This window comes from Streptomyces sp. NBC_00104 (assembly GCF_045160825.1).
GTDB lineage: Bacteria > Actinomycetota > Actinomycetes > Streptomycetales > Streptomycetaceae > Streptomyces.
Genome location: NZ_CP108215.1, coordinates 10,657,311 through 10,678,398, shown reverse-complemented (window position 1 = coordinate 10,678,398; position 21,088 = coordinate 10,657,311). Strand labels below are relative to the sequence as shown.

17 protein-coding genes and 2 pseudogenes are annotated in these 21,088 nt (G+C 69.6%); 13 read left to right on the top strand and 6 right to left on the bottom strand.

What is annotated here, in order from left to right:
* Positions 1–155: 155 nt before the first annotated feature.
* From OG272_RS46465 to OG272_RS46430, 8 genes and pseudogenes are all read left to right on the top strand, one after another.
* Positions 156–674: a TniQ family protein gene (locus OG272_RS46465; RefSeq protein WP_327726187.1), complete on the top strand. Its 519-nt coding sequence runs from the start codon at positions 156–158 to the stop codon at positions 672–674.
* A gap of 35 nt (positions 675–709) precedes the next feature.
* Positions 710–997 carry a transposase gene (locus OG272_RS46460; RefSeq protein ID WP_327726189.1) on the top strand — a complete coding sequence of 96 codons (288 nt, stop codon included), beginning with the start codon at positions 710–712 and terminating at the stop codon, positions 995–997.
* Positions 998–1,089: 92 nt separating this feature from the next.
* Positions 1,090–1,458 carry an IS3 family transposase gene (locus tag OG272_RS46455; RefSeq protein ID WP_405892061.1) on the top strand — a complete coding sequence of 123 codons (369 nt, stop codon included), beginning with the start codon at positions 1,090–1,092 and terminating at the stop codon, positions 1,456–1,458.
* A gap of 72 nt (positions 1,459–1,530) precedes the next feature.
* Positions 1,531–2,586: a tyrosine-type recombinase/integrase gene (locus OG272_RS46450; RefSeq protein WP_405895966.1), complete on the top strand. Its 1,056-nt coding sequence runs from the start codon at positions 1,531–1,533 to the stop codon at positions 2,584–2,586.
* The gene (locus tag OG272_RS46445; RefSeq protein ID WP_405892062.1) at positions 2,580–4,934 is read left to right on the top strand and encodes a tyrosine-type recombinase/integrase; all 2,355 of its coding nucleotides are present in this window, start codon (positions 2,580–2,582) and stop codon (positions 4,932–4,934) included. The genes OG272_RS46450 and OG272_RS46445 overlap by 7 nt, the downstream gene beginning before the upstream one ends.
* Before the next feature lie 19 nt (positions 4,935–4,953).
* Positions 4,954–5,238 (top strand): annotated as a pseudogene (locus tag OG272_RS46440) (DDE-type integrase/transposase/recombinase); the annotation flags it as partial.
* Between the two features lie 169 nt (positions 5,239–5,407).
* Positions 5,408–6,607 (top strand): IS30 family transposase, encoded by a 1,200-nt coding sequence (locus tag OG272_RS46435; protein WP_327726190.1) that lies wholly within the window; start codon positions 5,408–5,410, stop codon positions 6,605–6,607.
* Between the two features lie 309 nt (positions 6,608–6,916).
* Positions 6,917–7,189: pseudogene (locus tag OG272_RS46430) on the top strand (IS5/IS1182 family transposase); the annotation flags it as partial.
* Between the two features lie 350 nt (positions 7,190–7,539).
* On the opposite strand, the gene OG272_RS46425 reads toward OG272_RS46430, so the two are convergent.
* Entirely contained in the window at positions 7,540–8,118 is a 579-nt protein-coding gene (locus OG272_RS46425; protein WP_327726191.1) for a TetR/AcrR family transcriptional regulator, read from the bottom strand.
* 67 nt (positions 8,119–8,185) lie between these two features.
* A complete protein-coding gene (locus OG272_RS46420) occupies positions 8,186–9,079 on the bottom strand; it encodes an SDR family NAD(P)-dependent oxidoreductase (RefSeq protein WP_327750275.1) in 894 nt (297 codons plus the stop codon).
* Positions 9,080–9,194: 115 nt separating this feature from the next.
* Here OG272_RS46420 and OG272_RS46415 point away from each other — a divergent pair, with 115 nt between their 5' ends.
* A complete protein-coding gene (locus OG272_RS46415) occupies positions 9,195–9,422 on the top strand; it encodes a hypothetical protein (RefSeq protein ID WP_327726193.1) in 228 nt (75 codons plus the stop codon).
* Between the two features lie 225 nt (positions 9,423–9,647).
* Here the strand turns inward: OG272_RS46415 and OG272_RS46410 are convergent, their stop codons facing one another.
* The 3 genes from OG272_RS46410 to OG272_RS46400 form a co-directional block, all read right to left on the bottom strand.
* Complete coding sequence (locus OG272_RS46410) at positions 9,648–10,040, bottom strand: hypothetical protein (RefSeq protein ID WP_326585361.1); 393 nt, start codon at positions 10,038–10,040, stop codon at positions 9,648–9,650.
* A gap of 14 nt (positions 10,041–10,054) precedes the next feature.
* Positions 10,055–11,008, bottom strand: a complete 954-nt coding sequence (locus tag OG272_RS46405; protein ID WP_327726194.1) for an FHA domain-containing protein — start codon at positions 11,006–11,008, stop codon at positions 10,055–10,057.
* Positions 11,009–11,547: 539 nt separating this feature from the next.
* Entirely contained in the window at positions 11,548–11,814 is a 267-nt protein-coding gene (locus OG272_RS46400) for a hypothetical protein (RefSeq protein WP_327726195.1), read from the bottom strand.
* Between the two features lie 331 nt (positions 11,815–12,145).
* Between OG272_RS46400 and OG272_RS46395 the strand changes: the two genes are divergently transcribed.
* A complete protein-coding gene (locus OG272_RS46395) occupies positions 12,146–13,081 on the top strand; it encodes an SDR family oxidoreductase (RefSeq protein ID WP_326585358.1) in 936 nt (311 codons plus the stop codon).
* Between the two features lie 530 nt (positions 13,082–13,611).
* Here OG272_RS46395 and OG272_RS46390 read toward each other — a convergent pair.
* Positions 13,612–14,313, bottom strand: coding sequence for a phenylalanine--tRNA ligase beta subunit-related protein (locus OG272_RS46390; protein ID WP_326585357.1), 702 nt, complete (start codon positions 14,311–14,313; stop codon positions 13,612–13,614).
* Between the two features lie 802 nt (positions 14,314–15,115).
* Between OG272_RS46390 and OG272_RS46385 the strand changes: the two genes are divergently transcribed.
* The 3 genes from OG272_RS46385 (at position 15,116) to OG272_RS46375 (ending at position 21,020) form a co-directional block, all read left to right on the top strand.
* Positions 15,116–17,644, top strand: coding sequence for an excinuclease ABC subunit UvrA (locus tag OG272_RS46385; RefSeq protein ID WP_405892065.1), 2,529 nt, complete (start codon positions 15,116–15,118; stop codon positions 17,642–17,644).
* Positions 17,645–17,982: 338 nt separating this feature from the next.
* On the top strand, positions 17,983–19,602 hold the full coding sequence (locus OG272_RS46380; RefSeq protein ID WP_326585355.1) for a BBE domain-containing protein: 1,620 nt from the start codon (positions 17,983–17,985) through the stop codon (positions 19,600–19,602).
* A gap of 572 nt (positions 19,603–20,174) precedes the next feature.
* Entirely contained in the window at positions 20,175–21,020 is an 846-nt protein-coding gene (locus tag OG272_RS46375; RefSeq protein ID WP_326585354.1) for a methyltransferase domain-containing protein, read from the top strand.
* Positions 21,021–21,088 lie beyond the last annotated feature (68 nt).

Genomic DNA, 21,088 nt, shown 5'->3' with positions numbered 1-21,088 from the left:
AGTTGGGAGGTGGCCTCTAGCCTTGTGCAGTCGGCCCTCGGAACCCGGCCAGCCCGCCGGACGCGAGCCACCCAGGCAGGGGCCCGCAGGCTGGTTGTGAGGCGCGTGGGGGGCTGGCACTGAGCAGGAGCAGGAAACGGCATCGGGGGTGTGGTGTGGCAGCGGGCGTGTTGCGGACCGTGCCGCTGGCCGGGGAGCTGACCGCATCGTTGATCAGCCGTGTGGCGGCCCGCTACGGTCTCCCGACCGCCGGTGTGCTGCGGCTGTGGACATGCCGCAACTCTCCCGCCCGGCACGACGGCGGCGGTGCGCGGGCGGACGCGGAGGTCGTCCTCAACGGGGCCGGGCGGGGTGTGCTCGCCGAGCTGTGCAGGGTGGAGCCCAAGGTACTGGCGCGCGCTTTGCCTGCCTTCACCATGGACGACCCCAAGATCAGCACCGGCCGGGAGGCCGGGGTGGCACAGGCACGGTGGCGGGCGGCGGGCACGATGGCGGGTCCGGCCGCGTTCGGCTGCCGGCTGTGCACCGCGCGGCGCACCGGGCAGGCACTGCGAGCGGTGCGCTACCTGCCACGCTGGCATCGGGTCTGCCATAAGCACGGGCGCTGGCTGCTGGACGCGGACGCCGATCAGCCGCTGGAACACCTCGATCTGCGCCTGTCCCTCCCCTCGTAGCGTGAAGACCGTGACTGCAGGGGAAGTTGGGAGTCATGGCGGAGAAGCGACGGAAGTTCGATCCGGAGTTCCGTGAAGGTGCGGTACGGATCGTGACGGAGACCGGGAAGCCGATTGCCGAGGTCGCCAAGGATCTGGGCATCAACGAGACCACGCTGGCCAGCTGGGTCTCGCGCGCTCGCCGGGCAGGGACGGCGCCGGCCGGCGGGAGTGACGAGCTGGAGCGGTTGCGGCGGGAGAATGCCCAGCTCAAGCGGGACAACAAGGAACTGGTCATGGAGCGCGATGTCCTCAAACGCTGCATGGTCCCGTGGGTGAAGTAGCCGTGGCGGACCCGTCCCAAGTGGTCGGGGTGATCAGCGACTTCAGGACCGAGCACGGTATTTCGCACCGAGTCTCGTGCCGCGCCCTGGGCGTGAGCGAGTCGTGGTTCTACAAGCACCGCACCCGTCGGCCAACCCGGCGTGAAGTACGCCGTCGGCAGCTGGCCGAGGCGGTACGGGAGGAGTTCATCGATTCCGGTGGCACCTACGGCTCGCCGAAGATCTGGATCCAGCTGGTGCGGCAGGGCTGGCGGGTCTCGGTGAACACCATCGCCAAGCTCATGGCCGAACTCGGCCTGGTCGCCCGCAAGGTCAGCCACCGGCGCGGACTGACCCGGCCGGGAAGACGACCGGCCGCCCCGGACTTCGTCAACCGGGACTTCACCGCCGAAGCGCCCGACCTGGTGTGGTGCGGGGACATGACGGAGATCGAGACCGGCGAGGGCAAGGTGTATCTATAAGTTACGTGGAATCACGCTGACGGATGGACCTTACGGCCGGGGCGGTACGACGGTGCCAGTGTCGCGTTGAACGTGTCCGTGACGGTGTTGTCGGAGAAGTGGCCGGTCCTGGGGCGGCATGAGCGGGCGGCCGAGTGGCTGCAGATCTGGTCGGATCTGGGGCGGGCGCCTCGGACGATCGACGCCTATGCCCGGGGACTGGGTGAGTTCCTGCTGGTCTGTGAGCGGGAGGGGATCGCCCCGGAGGCGGCCAGTCGCGTCCATGTTGCCGCGTTCGTACGGGAGTTGAGGACACGACCGAGTCGCGGTGGTGCGAACGTTCTGGCCCTGGACTCGGGAGCGGGCCTGTCCAACGCCACCCTGCAGCAGCGGCTCGTGCCGGTGCGGCTGTTCTTTGACTTCCTCGTCGAGGAGGGCGTGCGGGAGTCGAATCCGGTGGGCCGCGGCCGCTACACCCCCGGCCGGACCGGTGGCGGGACGGCGCGGGGGCTGGTGCCGCGGATGGTGAAGCTGCCCTGGATCCCGTCGGAGGACGAGTGGTTGCGGATCTTGGAGGTCTTCCGGGCCGAGCCGGTGCGCAACCGGCTGATGCTGGCTCTCGCCTACGACTCGGCGCTTCGCCGCGAGGAGTTGTGCTCGCTGCGGACCGACGACATCGATCCGGCCCACCGCACACTGCGGGTGCGGGCGGAAACGACCAAGACGCGTCAGGAACGGGTGGTGCCCTACTCGGCGTCCACCGGCGTGCTGCTCGGCGAGTATCTGCGGCACCGTGCTTCGTTGTCGCGGGCGCGGGGGCCGTTGTTCCTGTCGGAGTCGCGGCGCAACGCGGCCCAGCCACTGACCTTGTGGACGTGGTCCAAGGTCGTACGCCGGATCGCGCTCACCGCGGAGGTGACACGGTTTTCCACGCACACCACGCGGCACCTGTGTCTGACGGATCTGGCCCGGATGGGCTGGGAGGTGCACGCGATCGCCTCGTTCGCCGGACATCGCAGCACCGAGTCGACCCTGCGTTACATCCACCTCTCGGGCCGGGAGCTCTCCGCCCGACTGAACGCCTCGATGTCGCATCTGCACGCCTGGCGGGTCGAGACACTCACCACTGCGGGAAGGTCCCCGTGGTGATCCCGTCCCAGGTCAGGCCGCTGATCTCGACACCCGAGGTGGGGACGCAGCGGCTGAGGGTGTTCGCGCTGGACGGCTTCGACTGCCGTCCGCAGCTGCTCGGCCGGGAGCGGGATGCGCTGGCGGCCATGGACCTGCGGGCCTTGCGCCGGCAGCGGGCTCACGGCGGGATTCCGCGTCGGACCGCCGTGCACTGGAGGGCCCTGACCCGGCTGGTGGACCCTCTCGACCAGGCCCGCGGCGTCCTGCACCACGACGGTGAGGTCAGCCACCGCCGGGCCGGAGCCCAGGCCGTGGCGATCGTACTGGCCAACTGCCGCACCCTGGACCGTTCTTGGTGGGGGTGGACGCCCTGGGACTGGGCCGGGCTGTGTTCCACCGGCAGTACCGCGTTCCGCACAGCCCAGCCACTGCCGACGGACACCGCAACCCGCCCGTTCCTGATCGCCCTGGCCCATCTCCTCGGCGGCTTCACCGACTACCAGCACCTGGGCTACTTCAACCGGTTCTACCTGGCCGAGCTGCTGTTCGGGCCACAGATGCTGCAGACGGCGATGGCCGAGGTCGCGAAGGTCTCGGAGGGCTGGGGCTACCGCAGCCAGAGCCGCGAGGATGGCCGCTACCGGCTGCCCGGAGTGCTGGCCCAGGCGCTGCTGATCAACCGCAGCCCCCGCCTCGAGGACTTGACCACCGAGGCGTTCGCCCGCCTGCAGGCCCACCCGGCCACCGGCCCCCGCTATGCCTCCGGGTTCTACGCACTGCAGAAGGTCCTGGCCGATCTCGGGCACTGCCGGGTCCCGGTCCGACCCGGCTTCAACCACGCTCCGGGCCTGGCCGGAGTGCCCGAGCCGTGGGCCGGCTATCTGCAACGCTGGTACGACACCTCCACGCTCACCACGGCCGTTCGCAACAACATCCGTACGAACATGGCCAAGACCGGCCGCTGGCTGGCTGCCGAACATCCCGACGCCGTCGATCCGGCCCACTGGACGCGGTCGACCTGCGCGAACTGGGTCGCCGCAGTCGACAAGATGGCCGTCGGAGACTACGTCCAGCGCACCGACCACCTCCACGAGCGTCTCGGCGACCCGATCGCCCCACGCACCAAATCCCACATCCTGATGGGCACCCGCACGTTCCTGCGCGACCTGCAGGAATGGGAATGGATCCCCAGGCGTTTCGACACGAACCGAGCCCTGGCGGTGCCCCGCACGATCGCCGCCCTGATCTCCACCGACCCTCGCGTCATCGCCGACGAGGTCTGGGCGAAACTGCTGTGGGCCGGACTCAACCTCCAGGCCAGCGACCTCCCCGGCACCTCAGCGGGCAGCTACTACCCCCTGGAACTGATCCGCGCTCTCGCTCTGACCTGGCTCTTCTCCGGCCTGCGCAGCGACGAGATCTCCCGGCTCCGGGTCGGCTGCGTCCGCTGGCAGCACGACGGACACCCCATCGACGGTGCCTCCCGTGAGGTCCTGGCCGAACAGGCTGTCTGCCTCCTCGATGTCCCCGTGAACAAGACCAGTACGGCGTTCACCAAGCCCGTCGACCCGATCGTCGGCCAGGCCATCGAAGCCTGGCAGGCCCAGCGGCCCACCCAGCCCAAGCGCCTCGACGCCAAGACCAACGAGCGCGTTGACCTGCTCTTCTCCGTCCGGGCCCACCCCGTCGCGAAGAACTACATCAACCGCACCCTGATCCCCTCGCTCTGCGAGAAGGCCGGAGTGCCCACCGCCGACGTCCGCGGCAACATCACCAGTCACCGGGCACGCTCCACCATCGCCAGCCAGCTCTACAACGCCAAGGAGCCGATGACGCTCTTCGAACTGCAGGCATGGCTCGGGCACCGCAGCCCGACCAGCACCCAGCATTACGCGAAGATCACACCGAACACGCTGACCAGGGCATACACCGAGGCCGGATACTTCTCCCGGAACCTGCGGACCATCGAGGTCCTCGTCGACCGCGACGCGGTCGCCTCGGGCGCCGCCGCAGGCGGCGAGCCCTGGCAGCACTACGATCTCGGCCACGGCTACTGCACCTACAGCTTCTTCGAGCAGTGCCAGCACCGCATGGCCTGCGCACGCTGTGACTTCTACACGCCCAAGGACTCCAGCCGGGCTCAACTCCTGGAAGCCAAAGCCAACTTGCAGCGGATACTCGTCTCCATCCCGCTCACCGATGACGAACGCGCCGCCGTCGACGACGGCCAGGCAGCCCTCGACTCCCTCCTCGACCGGCTCGCCGACACCCCCACACCCGCCGGCCCGAGCCCCCGCGAGCTGAGCGGACCCATCACCGCCCAACTGCTACCGATCATCGAAGTCCGGCAAAGCTCCCAGAACTGAAGTCGCAGGTCACAGATTCCACAGAATGGCCACGGTCATCGATCTGTTCTCCCGCCGCCTGCTCGGCTACGCGATGGGAGAGCGGCACGACGCGGGCCTAGTCGTGGCCGCCCTGCACATGGCCGCAGCCACCCGCGGCGGAAACGTGCGGGGCGTCATCTTCCACACGGACCGCGGCAGCGAGGGTGGATTCAACTGGTCGTCGCAACACTTTGATCTCGGAGGTGTGCGACGTGGCCACGGCGGACTGGAGTTTGAAGACCAGCGATGTTCCGGAGGGTCGGCGTCGGCAGTGGCGCGCTGATCGTGCGTTGCGGCCGGCGATGCGTTCGCCGGGGCGGCCTGATCCGTCTCGAGTCGTGCAGCGCCAGTTCTGGCGGCTGATCGCCACGGGGGTCACGACGGTGGAGGCGTCGTTGGCGGTCGGCGTGTCGTGGCCGGTGGGTGCGAGGTGGTTTCGTCACGCTGGCGGCATGCCTCCGATCTCGTTGGCCGAGCCCACGGGCCGGTACCTCGCGTTCGAGGAGCGCGAGGAGATCGCGATCCTCAGGGCGATGAACAAGGGCGTGCGCGAGATCGCCCGCGCCCTGGGGCGTGACCCCGGAACGATCTCTCGCGAACTGCGCCGCAACGCCGCCACGCGCGGCGGCAAGCAGGAGTACCGCGCGACGGTCGCCCAGTGGAAAGCACAGCAGGCCGCCAAGCGCCCGAGGACCGCGAAGCTCACAGGCAACGACAGGTTGCGTGAGTACGTGCAGGACCGGCTCGTCGGCAGTGTCCGCCGCCCCGACAACACGATCGTCGCCGGGCCCAGGACGCCCGCATGGAAAGGGCTGAACAAGCCGCACCGGCAGGACAGACGATGGGCGACGGCATGGAGCCCGGAGCAGATTTCGCACCGTCTCCATGTCGACTTCCCCGATGATGAGTCCATGCGCATCAGCCACGAAGCGATCTACCAGGCGCTGTTCATCGAGGGCCGTGGCGCGCTCAAGCGGGAACTGGTCACGTGTCTGCGCACCGGCCGGGCGCTGCGGACTCCCCGTGCACGGTCACAGAACAAACCGCAGGGGCATGTCACCGCGGACGTCATCCTCAGCGAACGCCCCGCCGAGGCCGCAGACCGCGCGGTCCCCGGACACTGGGAAGGCGATTTGATCATCGGGACGGGTCGCTCCGCGATCGGCACGCTGGTCGAGCGCAGCAGCCGCTCCACGCTCCTGGTGCACCTGCCCCGGCTCGAGGGCTGGGGCGAGAATCCGCCCGTGAAGAACGGCACCTCACTCGGGGGCTATGGCGCGATCGCGATGAACGCGGCGCTCACGACGTCGATGACGCAGCTGCCCGAGCAGCTACGCAAAACCCTCACCTGGGACCGCGGAAAGGAACTCTCCGGCCACGCCCAGTTCGCCATCGATACCGGGACGAAGGTGTTCTTCGCCGATCCCCACTCACCCTGGCAACGACCGACGAACGAGAACACGAACGGGCTGCTGCGTCAGTACTTCCCGAAGGGCACCGATCTGTCCCGGTGGTCGTCCACGGACCTCGAAGCCGTCGCCATGGCGATCAACAACCGGCCCCGCAAGACCCTCGGCTGGCGGACACCCGCCGAGGTCTTCGAAGAGCAGCTACGCTCGCTGCAACAGCCCGGTGTTGCAACGACTGGTTGAACTCGCCGAGTACGCCTCGCGGAGGTTCCGCCGGTCCTGCCGCAAGCTGGGCGTTTTCCAGTCCATGGGCCGGGTCGGATCTTGTTTCGACAACGCCGTCAGCGAGGCGTTCAGCTGGATCCAGCCGCGACGCATGCTGTGGCCGGTGATGCGGCGGACGGCGGCGCGGGCGGAACGCATCCTCGCGCGCCAGGTCTTGAGGATGGCGTTGGCTTTTCGGCGGTGGGTGCGGCGTCGGTGGCCGCGAGCGCCTCCTGGCCCGGGCGGCGGCGGCGCGCTCCGTACTCTCCAGTCAGCGTCACCGCACCAGTGATCATCCACGGGGCGGTGAAGGACATCACCGTCGAGGTGGTCCGACGCAACCCCGACGACGAAGGCAAGGGCTTCGTCCCGCAACCGAAGCGGTGGGTGGTCGAGCAGGTCAACGGCACCCTCATGCTGCACCGGGGCCTCGCCCGCAACTACGATCACCGACCCGACATCGCGGCCTACCGGGTCTACTGGGCCTCCACCGCCGGCATGCTCCGCCGCCTCACCACCCCTACCCCCACCGGGCGGGACGACGTGGAGCCGGCCGCGTGAACGCCAGCGAACTCCTGCGGCTGCTGCAGACCGAACACGATGAGACCGCAGCCCGCGCCGACAACCTGCGCGAGCAGATCGATCGGCTCACCACCGCCCTCGCCGAGACCGAAGCCCGCCTGGCCGAGCTCGCCGCCTGTCAACGGTCACGAAATTCTCCGCTTTCGGCCGGTTCCGCGTCACGAGATTCCCCGCCTTCGTGGTCACGGTTCCCCATGGGGACGGCGGTCGCGGACCTGTGCGCCATGCAGTCGTCGTTGGGGCGGGCAGCCGTCTCCTGCTGGCGATCGGACTGCCCACACCGGCGGAGGGCACCCGAAGCACCCCCGGTTGGTGTGCGGGCGGTGCTCTCACGGGTGCTGTGGCGTGGCCCGCAGTCCTTCGAGGAGTGCGGCCAAGTAGCGGTGTGCGGTGTCGAGCCGGTCGGCAGGTGTGCCGCCATGGACGTTGACGGAGTAGGCGATGCCGCACATGAGCGGGACGAGGTCGGTGGCGGCCAGGTCACGTCGAACCGCCCCGGCGTCGCGCGCCCGGTCGAGGAGTGCGGTGCCGACCGACTGAAGCGTCTCTTTGAGTTCCGTGGTGCGCGGCAAGGTGTCGGTGGCTGCGGCGGCGACCGGGGCCAGGGACGCGTCCGTGACCTGCGCTTCGACGGTGCGGAACAAGAAGGCTTCGAGCGCGCGCCGGGGATCGGTGTCGGCCAGCGCCTGCCGGCCGTGGGCGGCCAGGGCTTCCAGGCAGGGAGTGGCGACGGTCTCCAGCAGCGCCTCGGGGGTGGCGAAGTGGCGGTAGACAGTGCCGACTCCGAGTCCGGCGCGGCCGGCGACGTCGTTCAGTTGCAGGGGTGTGCCCTGGTCGACGAGGGCACGGGCGACAGCGACGATCCGGTCCCAGTTGCGGGCCGCGTCCTTGCGAAGGGGCGTCGTCATGGGGGACATGCTAATCGGATGACCCATCCGGATGATGTCGCCGCCGGTACCCGTGCCGCTCGGCGGGTCAGGTTGTCGTGAGGGGCGCGTGCCGTTCGCTGAGCCGGCGCACGTCCTGGGCGACGCGGGGGTCTGTGGCTGCGCGCAGAGGTTTCACCGGGTGGGTCTGGGCTCCGATGACGATGCCGGTCCGGCCCGTAAGGGTGGCGTCGGTGGCGGCGACGATCGAGGGCCGGGCAGCCAGGGACGCCGGACCCGAAGTAGAGCGTTCGAACTTGCGGCGTACCAGCGGCCAGAGCAGCCGCAGGGCTGGTGAGACGATCTTCGGATCGGTCATGGTGCCGTTGGTCATGTCGGTTGCGGCGCCTCCGGGGTCGGCGGCGAAGACAGAGACGGCCGTGCCTTGGAGCCGGGTGGCAAGGTCGAGCGTGTAGGCGAGGTTGGCGAGCTTGGCGCGGCCATACCAATGGAAGCCGTAGTAGCCGCCGGGCGGCTCAACGGTGTCGAAGGACCGCTTCGCAAGCCCGACTGCACTCGATGTCACGTTCACGATCCTGCTGGGGGTGTCGGCCGTCAGCGTGGGCAGTAGCAGTTCCGTCAGCAGGTACGGCGAGAGGTGGTTGACGAGGAACGACGCTTCGATCCCGTCCAGGGTCTGTGGCTGCGAGAACATCGCGCCGACGTTGTTGACCAGCGCGGTCAGGGGGTCGCCAGAAGTGGCATGTTCGGCGGCGATCTGGTCAGCGAGCGCGCGCACCTGGTCGAGCGAGCCGAGGTCGGCGGGCAGGAACCGCGCGGGATGGGACGGGTTCATCGCGTTGATTCGGTCGACCGCCTGAGCACCCCTGTCGGCGTTGCGTCCGACCACGGTGACGAAGAACCCGGCGTCGGCCAGCCCCAGGGCTGTCTCCAGTCCGATACCGGCTGTCCCCGCCGTGACCACGGCTGTCTTCTTCGTCATGTGCCCCTCCACCCGGTTATGCGGATAGCTCATCCGTTTACCGGGGACCGTAACACGCAATCGGATAAGCTATCCACTTATGTTTCCGGGCCGCGAAACAGGGCTGCAGGACGGCATGAAGCCGCTCCGATCCGAGCACGCCGGACGACCTGGGTGCCCGCCCATCGACCTGGCGGCCTACCAGCTCCACCACAACGGGCACCGGCCCCACCAGGCCCGCGACCAGCTACCACCCGACGCCCGCGAAAAGCCCGCCACCGTGCACGACCTCGACACCCGCAAAGTCCTGCACACCCGGATCACCGGTGGCCTCATCAACGAGTACGACGGATATACCGCGTGACGTGCAGCCACGACTTTTCGAGCGGCACAGGCGCCGGGGACCCTGCGAGGACGGGCTGACGACACCGAATCTCGCACCCCAGTAGTGGTTACCGAGGTTTTTATTCCGTTTTCGGTGGTGGCAGATGGTGATCCCTGTGGTGAGCGGCTGAGGCCGGGCCTTGTCGGACCCGCGTGGCCCGTGTCCAACTCCGGGGTCAGGGCCCTCTCCGTCAGCCTCCTCCCATCAGCCTGCGATCGCCCGCAAGATCGGCTGGCCGAGTGCGCCAAGCCAGCCCGCGAGCGCTCCGAGCGGCCCGATCAGCCCGGTGCCGGCCGTGACCAGCGCACCCGCCGAGGACAGCAGCCGGGTGATCCGGCCGAGCCGGCCCGCCACTGCCTCCCGGTCCGGCTCCGGCCGGGCGACCTCCTCGTCCAGCGAGTCCAGCTCGGCCCGCACCTCGGGCTCGATTGCCGGCGGCAGCGCCGTCCGCTCGATCGACGCCCTCAGTTCCCGGACCAGGCCGCGCACCTCCTGCCCGCCCGCCGTGAAGACGGCCGACTGGCCACCGTGAACGGTCTGGTTCCCGGCGACGTTGTTGACCACGCCGCCCTGCTGGTTGCCAATGTTGAAGGCCATGGCTCCCCATCTCCTCACCGCTGCCGCCAGGACGCCTGCCGCTCGGCATCCTCGAAGCGGCGGCGCCGGGACGTCGTCACGATGTGCAGAACGATCCCGATGACCGTCAGAACCGTCCCGATAGCCGCCATCGCGAACCCGACCGCCCCTACCGGCACCCCGGCCACCTTCGGTCCGAGCAGCTCCGGGGAAGAGTCGAAGGTCGAACTCCCCGACGAAATATCGTCGTTGGTCCCGGAAACGAATCGAATGATCACCCAGCCGTAGATCCCGCCCCCGACCAGAAAGAGCAGGAAGCCGAGCATGATCAGGTGTCGCGCCCTGGTACGGGTCGCGGCGATCTCCCTGAAAAAGCTCTCGCGCTGCGCCTGCTGAACGTAGTTGTACTGGTCCCCGGCGACATTGCTCAGCCGGTCGGCCTGCTGCTCCCCGATGTCGAACCGCCGCTCGCCGCCGGGCGGCGTACGGCCGGCCTCGCGCGGTGCCTGGCGGCCCGGCGGGCCGGAGGGCGGCGGCCCTGCGGCGGGAGCGCCGTGAGGCGTGGGCCCGGGCTCGGGGGCGGGGCCCCAGCCCGGCATGGTGTCCGAGGTACCGCCCGGGGTGCCGCCGGCTCCGGGCTTCGGGGCCTGAACGGTCCGGTCGGCGGAGCGCAGCTCTTCGTAATGCACCTCTAAGGGACCAAAATCCAGCACGTCACCCGAGTGCAGCACCTGCTGCCCGAGCACCGGGTGACCGTTCAGCATGGTGCCGTTGGTGGAGGCGAGATCCTCGACGGTGGTCCGGCCCGAGGCCCGCCACACCACCGCGTGCCGTCGGCTGACGCCCGGATCGCCCACCTGGATCTGGCAGTCGGAGTCCCGCCCGACCAGCATCGGCTGGTCGTCGAGGACGAAGACCCGGCCGCGCAGCCGGTCCGGGCGGTCGACCACGAGGTGCGGTAGGTCGCGCTCTCGCGGAGGAGGGTCCATGGCACGACCTCCTGCCTTGGCGAAGCATCCGGCGTCGGGCGAAACGATTCGGTCGCCTGTTCCGGTGATCCTCACCTTCCAGTAAAGGCCGATCGGCCCCGTCCTGCCACAGCATCCGGACGGCCGGAACTCGGCAGTGCGTTCGGCCGCCGTCCCCTCGGCCCGCAGCCCTCCGATCCCGACGGGCTGGTCTCCGCGACTCCGGCCCGTGCCCGTCCGGGCCGCCCGCCTCTCAGCGATCCACGGCGCCTTGATCCAGGACGCCGCAGCACCGCCGTGATCGCGCCGAAGGCTAGGCCGCGGGTCAGGTCACCGACTGTGCTGCCTGTCCGCTCGCCTCGGCCCGCTCGCCAGGCAGCCACGTCGGCGTCGGTGATCCGGTACAGCACCAGCGCCACAAGCAGCGTGAGGCGGATACCGGGCCGCTTGGCCTCCGGCACGTCGGCTGGGGCCGCCCCGGCCGGGTCCCCGCCCCATCGCTGGAAGCCGATGCTCTCCCACAGCGCGGCGATCTTCTTCTTCGCCTGGCGCCGGTACGCCTAGGTGAGCTGCTCGCGGTCCTCGAGGTATTCGCCCATGGCCGGGTACGCCCCACCGCGCAACAGCCGCCGGATCGCCTCGGCCGCCAGGATCAGTCCTGGTCCGAAGCCCCTCCATGCCTTGTCGAGATGGACACGGTCGAGGATCAGCAGATCACCGACGGGATGAGTGACCGCCTTCTCGAACGCGGCACTGTAGCCCGTGCGTCCGGACCGGCCGAGGACAGCTGAAGCGATGACCTCGAGATCGCCAGATTCGGCATCCATGCAGTGGTCCTTCGTGGATTTGTCAGATCGGTAACCAGCGCAGCCGGGCGGGGGCGCTTTCGCCGGAGCGGATGGAGCAGTTGTCCGCCATCGGTATGCGCTGGGTTCAGGCCGGTCCGGTGCGGTCGACGGGTGAGGGGGCGCCTGGTGTGGAAGGCCTGGTGCGGGAGGGGTGAGGTCGCGTGTGGCATCGGGTCGGCCGCTTTCGGTGGTGTCGGTGAGATGGGTGCGGAAAGGCGACACAAGGTGTCGGGTATGGGGGTGAGGATGGTGTCACCGGTTGGCGTCGATGGCGGACGTGGGCCGGCCGTACAGAGAGAAAAGGACTTTCATGGGATTGACGCCCGACACATCGACACCGGACCTCCGCGGAAAGATCGCGCTGGTTGCGGGGGGCACGCGGGGCGCCGGGCGGGGCATCGCCGTCCAGCTCGGGGCGGCGGGTGCGACGGTCTATGTCACCGGCCGTACGACTGCGGAACGGCGTTCGGAGTATGACCGGGCCGAGACGTTCGAGGAGACCGCGGAACTCGTCAGTGCCGCGGGCGGAACCGGTATCGCGGTGGCGACCGACCACCTGGTGCCGGAGCAGGTCCGTGCGTTGGCCGAGCGCATTGGCGCCGAGCAGGGGCGGCTTGATGTGCTGGTCAACAATGTCTGGGGTGGTGAGCGGCTGTTCGAGTTCGAGAAGCCGGTGTGGGAGCACGACCTCGACAACGGGCTGCGGCTGCTGCGGCTGGGGGTGGAGACCCATGCGATCACCAGCCACTTCCTGCTGCCTCTGCTGGTGCGGCAACCGGGTGGTCTCGTGGTGGAGATGACCGATGGCACGTCCGCGTACAACGGGGTGAACTATCGCAACTCGTACTTCTATGACTTGGTCAAGAACAGTGTGCTGCGTATGGCGTTCGTGCTCGCTCACGAGCTGAAGCCGCATGGTGGAACGGCGGTGGCGCTGAGTCCGGGCTGGCTGCGTTCGGAGATGATGCTCGACGCGTTCGGTGTTGCTGAGGACAACTGGCGGGACGCGTTGGCCACGGTGCCGCACTTCTGCATCTCGGAGAGTCCGGCGTATGTCGGGCGTGCGGTCGCGGCGTTGGCCGGTGATGTTGATGTCGCTCGTTGGAACGGTCAGTCGCTGTCGAGCGGGCAGCTCGCCCAGGAGTACGGCTTCACCGACCTCGATGGTTCGCGTCCGGACTGCTGGCGCTACCTGGTCGAGGTCGACGACGCCGGTAAGCCCGCGGATGCGACCGGGTATCGGTGAGGGGCGGACCGTCGGCGGGCCGCGGTGACCATGCTGCGGCCCGCCGGCGGTGCCTGCGCGGTCGTGGCCGGGTGAGCCCTTGTGCCTGTGGGGGCGGGCGCGGTCTTCGGTGCTGTCAGCTCCGCGCTGTCCGTGGGCGGTTCCCTCGTTCGGTCACGTTCGTCACGGTCTCGGCAGGCCGGTGGGATGACCGGTGGGATGACCGGTGGGTTCGTGGCCTCGGCGGTCTTCGTGGGCTGTGCGTGCGGCGCCGTTGCTGTCGCTGCTTGTGACGAGCACGCCGGGCCCGGCCTTGTGCCCTTTCGCCGGCCGGGGATGTCCGGTCCGCCCGGGGCGGGTTGGTCGTCTCACCTGGCCGCGAGGTGGGTGCGGCCAGGTGGTGGGTGGCTCAGTGGTTCATCACGCGCAGGCTGGTGGCCGGGGGTGCGGAAGCCGTCGAGCCGGCCGGGCATTGCCTTCTTGCTTCAGGGCGGTCGGGGACGGGGTCAGCGCCGCCTGGTCGCGCTCCGGGCGGAGTCGGGCGGGCTCGCTCATCGGTCGGGGTGGGGGGCGTGCACGGTGATGTGTGCGCCGGGGCTGAACTTGGCGAGCAGTTCGGCGAGTTCGGCTGCGGCCGTCTCGACGTCGGTGACGGGCATCGGCGCCAGGCTCTCCAGCAGGAAGATGCCCGAGGTGGTCTTCTCGGTGAGCCTCGTGCGCGGGCCCTGGCGCCAGTTCCAGCGGCGGCAGGTCACGCCGGTCTCGTCCCGCCAGATCACTTCGCCGGCGTCGGGGTGTTCGATGACCTCCTCGCCGCCGGTGACGGTCAGGAAGTCCTCGTCGCCGGTGGCGCGTACCAGGCGCATGCCGCCCTGGACGTGGTCGATGTCCTCGCCGCCGACGGGGATGAGGTGGGCGACGCTGATGGCGTTGTACAGGTCGACGAGCAGGTTGATGCGGGGCAGTCCCGCCGGCGACAGGGCTCGTTTCGCCAGCGCCTCCGCCGAGTTGCGGGTGCGGGACGGCTTGGAGCCGAACGCCGTGTAGACCTCGCGCCAGGCGGCGATGTGCGGGTCCTCGTGCGGGGCGCGTCCGTCCAGGCGTACAGCGAGGCGGCGGGCGGCGTCGTCTAGGAGGACGGAGCTGGCATCGGTGCTGGGTCCGTTGGTGAGGTCGTGTGCCTCGACGGCGACGTGCGTGAAGCCGGGCGCGAGGGTGCGCACCTCGTCGGACACGGTGAGCGAGAGGGACATGGCCTGCCTCGGAGTGTGGTGGGGGTCTGTGAGTGGTGGCGGCGGTCCGGGGGCGTCGTGAAGGCGCTCAGGACGGCCGAGCGAGGTACAGCATAGAGGACTGGATAGTTCATTTCATTCGATGTCGGGTCGGGTGTGCGAGCCGGGCGGGGGACCTGTGGGTCCGGGCCCGCTCTGTTCTCCTGCCTGGCCCCTGGTACGGGAGGCGGCCGTTGTCGGTGGTGGTTGGTGTTGTCCCGGGCGGGGCGGCGGGTACCGCTGTCGGTGCTCGGTGGAGGCGCAGCGCGATGGGCACGGTCAGGGCTGTCAGGGCTGTGCGGATGGTGCTGCCGCCGGTGGCGCTGGTTTCGCTGGTTTCGATCACGTCGCTCCTTCAGGGCCGGGGGCCCGGGGGCGGGGTCATGAAGAAGGTAACGGGGGGGACGGTCCGCGGCGCCGGTGCTGCGGGCCTTGGCTCTCGCCGCGCGCGGCGGCCGGCGCCGGGTTCTTTGTGACGGATCGCGTGGTCGGTGTCGTCGGCTGGGGTGCCGTCACCTGGGGCCCGCGGCGAAACCGCTCGTGGATGCGGTGCCCGCGGCCCCGCTTTCGCCCCGGAAGGGGGCTCGTCGTCGCACGCCGGACGGGGCTGGTCATCCGGCGTGTTCAAGTGGGACTCAAGTCGGGTTCGAGAGGGTCTCGAGCCGTCCTCGACCCGACGGCAACCGGGCTGCGAATCGCCCGTAGTAGCGTGATCGATCCGTTCGGGGTGCGTGGGGGTGACCTCCCCGCTCATGCCCTGCAACGTCTGAGAGGGTGGCGGGACTTGACTGAATTCGTGCGGGACGTCGCGAGCATGGGCCGCGAGACCATCGACGTCGTGGGGGCTCGTACCAACAATCTGCGGGACGTGTCGCTGAGCATCCCCAAGGGGCAGCTCGTCGCCTTCACCGGGGTGAGCGGCAGCGGCAAGACCTCGCTGGCCGTCGACACCCTGCACAACGAGGCCCAACTGCGGTACCTGGAGGGTCTTTCGCCGTTCGTCCGGCAGTACATCACCCAGCGCAACCGGCCGAAGGTCGACCGTATTCTGGGGCTCGGCCCGACGCTCGCGGTCGACCAGCGCCGTCTGAACCGCAACCCCCGTTCCACGGTCGCGACGATCACCGGTATCGACGGGCATCTGGGGCTGCTGTATTCGCGGCTTCCCGCGTTGGGCGCGGACCCGGTGGCGGTGAGCGGGGGCGGTCTTCTGACGACCGCGCACTTCGACCGGCACTCGCCGGAGGGGAGCTGTCCCGACTGTCACGGGGTGGGCGGGCGCTGGCAGGCGCAGGAGGAGCTGATCATCACCCGGCCGGAGCTTCCGCTCTTCGAGGGGGCCTCGCCCTGGTTCGCGAAGTGGCGGTCGGGGGAGCACGCGTTCGTACCGGCGCTTGCCGAGAAGCGGGGCGTGGACCTCGGCCGGCCGTGGCAGTCGCTGCCGGAGGAGTTTCGTCACTGCGTGCTGTACGGCACGGGGGACGAGAAGATCGAGGCGACCATCGACATGCCGAACAAGAACGAGACGGCGTCGATGACCTACCGCTCGACCCAGCCGCTGCGGGGCGCGCTCGCCGAGGTGGAGCGGGTGTTCGTGAACGCCCAGACGCCCAGTGCCAAGGAGCGCTATCTGCCGTACATGCGTAAGCAGCCGTGTGCCACGTGCGGTGGCAGCGGGTACGACGAGGTGGCCCGGTCCGTGCGGCTCGGCGGGATGACGTATCCCGGCCTGCTCGGGGTCGAGGTGCGGGAGGTGCGTAGCTGGGCGGAGCATGTGGCGGACGACCTGGGTGCCGGGCAGCGTGAGGTGGGTGAGCCGCTGCTGCAGGATCTGGTGCGCAGGCTCGGGGTGCTCGAGCGGCTCGGTCTGGCCCATCTGCAGCTGTCCCGGAGCGCGGCCACGCTGTCCGGGGGCGAGTTGCAGCGCACCCGGCTCGCGGCGCAGCTCAGCACCGAACTGAGCGGCATCATCTTCGTCCTGGACGAACCCGGGACGGGGCTGCATCCGGCGGACAAGGCGCATCTGCTCGACATCGCCCTGGAGTTGCGCGAGGCGGGCAATACGGTGCTTCTGGTCGAGCACGATCCCGAGCTGATCGCCCGGGCGGACTGGGTGATCGACATGGGGCCGGGGGCGGGCCGCCTCGGCGGTGAGGTCCTGGTGTCGGGTCCGCCGGCCGACGCGGCCGCCCATCCCACGTCGCTGACCGGGCGGTATCTGGCCGGTGACGGGCCGCGGCTGCGGCGCGGGCGCCGGCCGGTCGGGGACGGCACGGGCTGGGTGGAGCTGCACGGCCTGCGTGCGCACAATGTGACCGCGGAGCGGGTGCGTTTTCCTGTCGGCCGGCTCACCTGTCTGACCGGGGTGAGCGGCAGTGGCAAGAGCAGTCTGCTCGGCGCGCTCGGGGCGGGTGTGGAGGCCGCCTTGAACGGGACGGCGACCGACACGGTGCGCAAGGTGACCGGTCTGGGCGGGCTGAGCTGGGTCGCGGTCGTCGACCAGGAGCCGCTCGGCCGGACCCCGCGGTCCAATCCGGCCACCTACAGCAAGGCGTTCGACATCGTCCGCAGGCTGTTCGCCGAGACCGATGCGGCCCGCGGGCGCGGGGTCAGTGCCTCCTGGTTCAGTTTCAACACCGCGGGCGGGGGCCGCTGCGAGACCTGCACCGGTTACGGCCGCAAGCTGGTCGACATGCACTTCCTGCCGGACGTGTGGGTGGTGTGCGACGCGTGCGAAGGCCGGCGTTACAAGCCGGAGGCTCTGCAGATCGCCTACCAGGGGCTGACCATCGATCAGGTTCTGGAGCTGACCATCGCCGAGGCCGTGGAGCGGTTTCCCGCGCCGCGGCAGCTCGCGGAAACGTTGGAGGCCCTGAACCGGGTCGGGCTCGGTTATCTCCAGCTCGGGCAGAGTGCCACCGAACTGTCGGGCGGAGAGGCGCAGCGGCTGAAGCTGGCATCGGCGATCCAGCGTGGCGCGGCAGGCCGCGGCGCCGGTCTGGTCGTGCTCGACGAGCCCGTCTCGGGCCTGCATCCTTCCGATATCCAGCGCATGGTGGACGCACTCGATGTGCTGCTGGACTCGGGCAACACCGTCGTCGTGGCCGAGCACGACATCCCCGTCGCCGCGTCCGCGGACTGGGTGATCGACCTGGGGCCGGGAGCCGGCCCCGACGGAGGTGCCGTGGTCGCGCAGGGCACTGTGGACACCGTCGCCGACGCCGACACCCCGACCGCCACGTTCCTGCGCCGGCACGCCGCCGGCCTGCCGCTGCTGGAGGTGCGGGCGGCGGCCGGCCGGTCCCGGGTGTGAGGACGGGCCCCGTTCAAGGGGTGCAGGGGGTGCTGGGGTTCTGCCGCCGGGTACGGCGTCCGGGCCGGCGGCAGGGATCGTGGTGGCCCGTGGGCGGGGCGCTGGGGTTCTGCCGCCGGGTACAGCATCCGGGCCGGCGGCAGGGATCGTGGCCCGTGGGCGCCGCGCCCCCGGGGTTCGGTGCGTCCCGGGTCCGCCGTGATGTGAAGAGGGGGCCGGAGTGCCGGCCGTCCGACTGCCCGTGAAACAGAAGGCGGGCCGACCCGCCGCGGCGCCGCTCCCCACGACGACCTGTCGCGGCGCCTGCCAATGATCGTCAACAGCAAGGAGTCTCATCCATGTCCGAATTGAAGCGCCGGGGATTTCTCACCGGTGCCGCAGTCGCCGGGGCCGGTCTGGTGTCGGCGGACGTCCTGGCCGGTGCCCGGCCCGCGGCCGCGGCCGCGGCGGGGGCGGCCGGCGGAGCGTGCACACCGGCGTTCGGCTCCGTCACCGTGCAGCCCGGGGACACCCGGTACGACAGTTTCCTGCGCGGGCACAACACCCGTTTCACGGGCCGGCCCGACCAGATAACCATCGCGACTTCCCCCGGCCAGGTCGCCGAGGCGCTCGGCCGGGCCGTCGCGGCCGGTCGACGGGTCGCCGTGCGCTCCGGGGGCCACTGCCTGGAGAACTTCACGGCGTCCTCCGAGGTCAAAGAGATCATCGATCTCTCCCAGATGTCGGACGTCTACTTCGACGAGTCACGGAAGGCGTTCTCCGTGGGGCCGGGCGCGATCGTGGCTCCGACGCAGAACACGCTCTTCAAGGGCTGGGGCGTGATGATTCCCTCCGCGGGCTGCTCGGAGGTGGGTCTGGGCGGGCACATCCTGGGCGGCGGCTACAACTTCTACTCCCGCATGCACGGGATCGCCGTCGATCACCTCTATGCCGTCGAGGTGGTCGTGGTGGGTGCCGACGGAACACCCCGTACCGTCGTGGCAACGCGAGAGGCCAACGACCCCAACCGGGGCCTGTGGTGGGCGCACACGGGCGGTGGCGGCGGCAACTTCGGTGTCGTGACGCGGTATTGGCTGCGTACGCCGGGGGTGGTCTCCACCGATCCCGGCACACTCCTTCCCCGGGCCGGGAATCAGCGGGTCCGGACGGTGCAGTGGTCGTGGGAGTCCCTGTCGCAGCAGTCGTTCACCACGCTCATCCGCAACTACTGCCAGTGGTTCGAGCGCAACAGTGCTCCCGGGGCGAAGGAGACCCAGATCTGGGCCACGTTCTCCGGGTCGCACCGGTCGGCCGGCACGATCGGCCTGATGGCCGGTGTCGAGGACACGGTCGAGGGCGGGGAGGCGCTGCTCGACAGGCTGTTCGCGGACGTCACCTCGGGCGCCGGTGTCAAGGTCGCGTCGGACACGAGGCACGAGCTGCCGTGGCTCGACCGGGACAACTGGTACTGGGGTCCCCCCGGGCGCCAGAAGGACAAGACCTCGGATCTGCGGAAGAGTTACACCGATGAGCAGATAGCGACGATCTACCGCTATCTCAACGACGACTCCATCAGCAATCCGGGCGCCCAGGTGAACCTGGCCGCTCTCGGCGGGAAGATCAACACCATACGCCCGGACGCGACCGCCTATGTGCATCGGGACTCGGTCCTGCGCGTCTATTTCACCCCCGGTGTATGGAGAACGCAGAGCGAGGACGCCGCGCACGTGGCGTGGGTGCGCAAGCTCTACCGGGACGTCTACAGCACGACCGGGGGTGTTCCGGTGCCCAACGACATCAACGCCGGGGCGTACATCAACTATCCGGACGTCGATCTCGCCGACCCGGCGTGGAATACCTCCGACACACCGTGGCACACGCTGTATTACGGAGCGAATTACGCGCGGCTGCAGCAGGTGAAAAAGGCTTACGATCCGCGTGACGTGTTCCGTCACGCACTGTCCATACGCCCCGCCTGATCCGGCATCGGTACGGAGCGCTCACCGGCCGGTTCATGTCCCGGCCGGTGGGTGCCCCGTCTTCGGAGGCGGCGTGGGCGCTCTCGATTCGGTATCCGTTTCGGTTCCGTTTCGGTATCCGTTCCGGTGTCAAGGGCGTGCCGCCACGGGAGCTTTTCTCCGCCAGGTGGAATCGGGGGCTTCACATGAAGCCCCCGATTCTGAATCCCGGACCGTTCGGGGTGTGGCGGGACTGGATGGCTGCGTATGCGTCTGGCGTCGGGAAACCCGCGGCCGGACGGCAGGAGCGGGCCGGGGTGGTCTGTGCCCGTCTCTCGGGGGCCGGCCTTTCTCATGCCGCTGGCCGGTCGCTTTCGGCCGGACCGGCTCGGCCGGGGCTGATACGGAATGCCTTGACAGCCGATGCCGGCCGTGATGTTTGTTTACGCGTAAGAGCACCATGTATCGAGCACCCCGGGAAATACTGCCGGCCGGCCCCGTTCTTTCCGCAGTGGTCCTCATGGCCTCTGCGGTGGTCCGGCCGGTCGAGCGGCCAGGGGCAGGGTGTCGCAGACACGACAGGGAGATCAGAAATGGCTGACAAGCTGTTATCCGGCGTTGACGATGTCGCGGGTTTCTACGAAGGCCTCGGCCAGGTTCTCAACGCCGCCTGGGGCGAGAACCTGCACTACGGCTACTGGGAGGACGACGCCGACGACAGCAGCGTCGAGGTCGCCACGGCCCGGCTGACCGACCTGCTGATCACCCTGCTCGACCCCGCCCCCGGCGCCGCGGTCCTCGACATCGGCTGTGGTGTGGGCAAACCCGCGCTGCAGCTCGTCGCGGCCAGGGACGCGCACGTCACCGGCATCGCCATCAGCGACGTCGAGGTGGAGCAGGCCACCGAACGCGCCGTGGAGGCGGGCCGGTCGGACGTGACCGCCTTCCACAACGCCGACGTGATGGCGCTGCCGTTCGGTGACGACTCGTTCGACGACGCGTGGGCGATCGAGTCGATGCTCCACGTGCCGGACCGGGGCCGGGCGCTCGCCGAGACGGCCAGGGTGCTGCGCCCCGGCGGGCGGCTGGTGATCGCCGACACCGTCGAACGCCCGCCGGTGAGTCCCGAAGGCCGCAAGGTGCTCGACGACATCTGCGCCGCCTACCACGTGAGCCCGTTCGCCACCGCCGCCGAGTACTCCGAGCTGCTGGCCGCCCATGGGTTCGTCGACGTCGAGATCCGTGACATCAGCGACCACGTGGTCCGGACAGGGATGATCATGGCCGATGTCGTCGAGGCCCGGCGCGACGAACTGGCCCGGCTCGACGGCCCGGAACCGGTCGACCAGTACATCGACCTCATGCGCCGCGCGGCGGCCAGCCCGGACAACGGATACCTCGTGATCGCCGCGACGCTGGACCCGGCATCCGGCTCCTGACCTCGGCCTGCCGTGCGGGTGCTGCCCGACATCCCGCTGCGGGTGTCGGGCAGTCACAGTTCGCAGCG

Coding starts and splice junctions, on each gene's coding strand:
- OG272_RS46460 (WP_327726189.1), top strand. CDS start 710: ATGGCGGAGAAGCGACGGAAGTTCGATCCGGAGTTCCGTGAAGGTGCG.
- OG272_RS46435 (WP_327726190.1), top strand. CDS start 5,408: ATGCCTCCGATCTCGTTGGCCGAGCCCACGGGCCGGTACCTCGCGTTC.
- OG272_RS46425 (WP_327726191.1), bottom strand. CDS start 8,118: ATGACGACGCCCCTTCGCAAGGACGCGGCCCGCAACTGGGACCGGATC.
- OG272_RS46420 (WP_327750275.1), bottom strand. CDS start 9,079: ATGACGAAGAAGACAGCCGTGGTCACGGCGGGGACAGCCGGTATCGGA.
- OG272_RS46415 (WP_327726193.1), top strand. CDS start 9,195: ATGAAGCCGCTCCGATCCGAGCACGCCGGACGACCTGGGTGCCCGCCC.
- OG272_RS46410 (WP_326585361.1), bottom strand. CDS start 10,040: ATGGCCTTCAACATTGGCAACCAGCAGGGCGGCGTGGTCAACAACGTC.
- OG272_RS46405 (WP_327726194.1), bottom strand. CDS start 11,008: ATGGACCCTCCTCCGCGAGAGCGCGACCTACCGCACCTCGTGGTCGAC.
- OG272_RS46400 (WP_327726195.1), bottom strand. CDS start 11,814: ATGGATGCCGAATCTGGCGATCTCGAGGTCATCGCTTCAGCTGTCCTC.
- OG272_RS46395 (WP_326585358.1), top strand. CDS start 12,146: ATGGGATTGACGCCCGACACATCGACACCGGACCTCCGCGGAAAGATC.
- OG272_RS46390 (WP_326585357.1), bottom strand. CDS start 14,313: ATGTCCCTCTCGCTCACCGTGTCCGACGAGGTGCGCACCCTCGCGCCC.
- OG272_RS46380 (WP_326585355.1), top strand. CDS start 17,983: ATGTCCGAATTGAAGCGCCGGGGATTTCTCACCGGTGCCGCAGTCGCC.
- OG272_RS46375 (WP_326585354.1), top strand. CDS start 20,175: ATGGCTGACAAGCTGTTATCCGGCGTTGACGATGTCGCGGGTTTCTAC.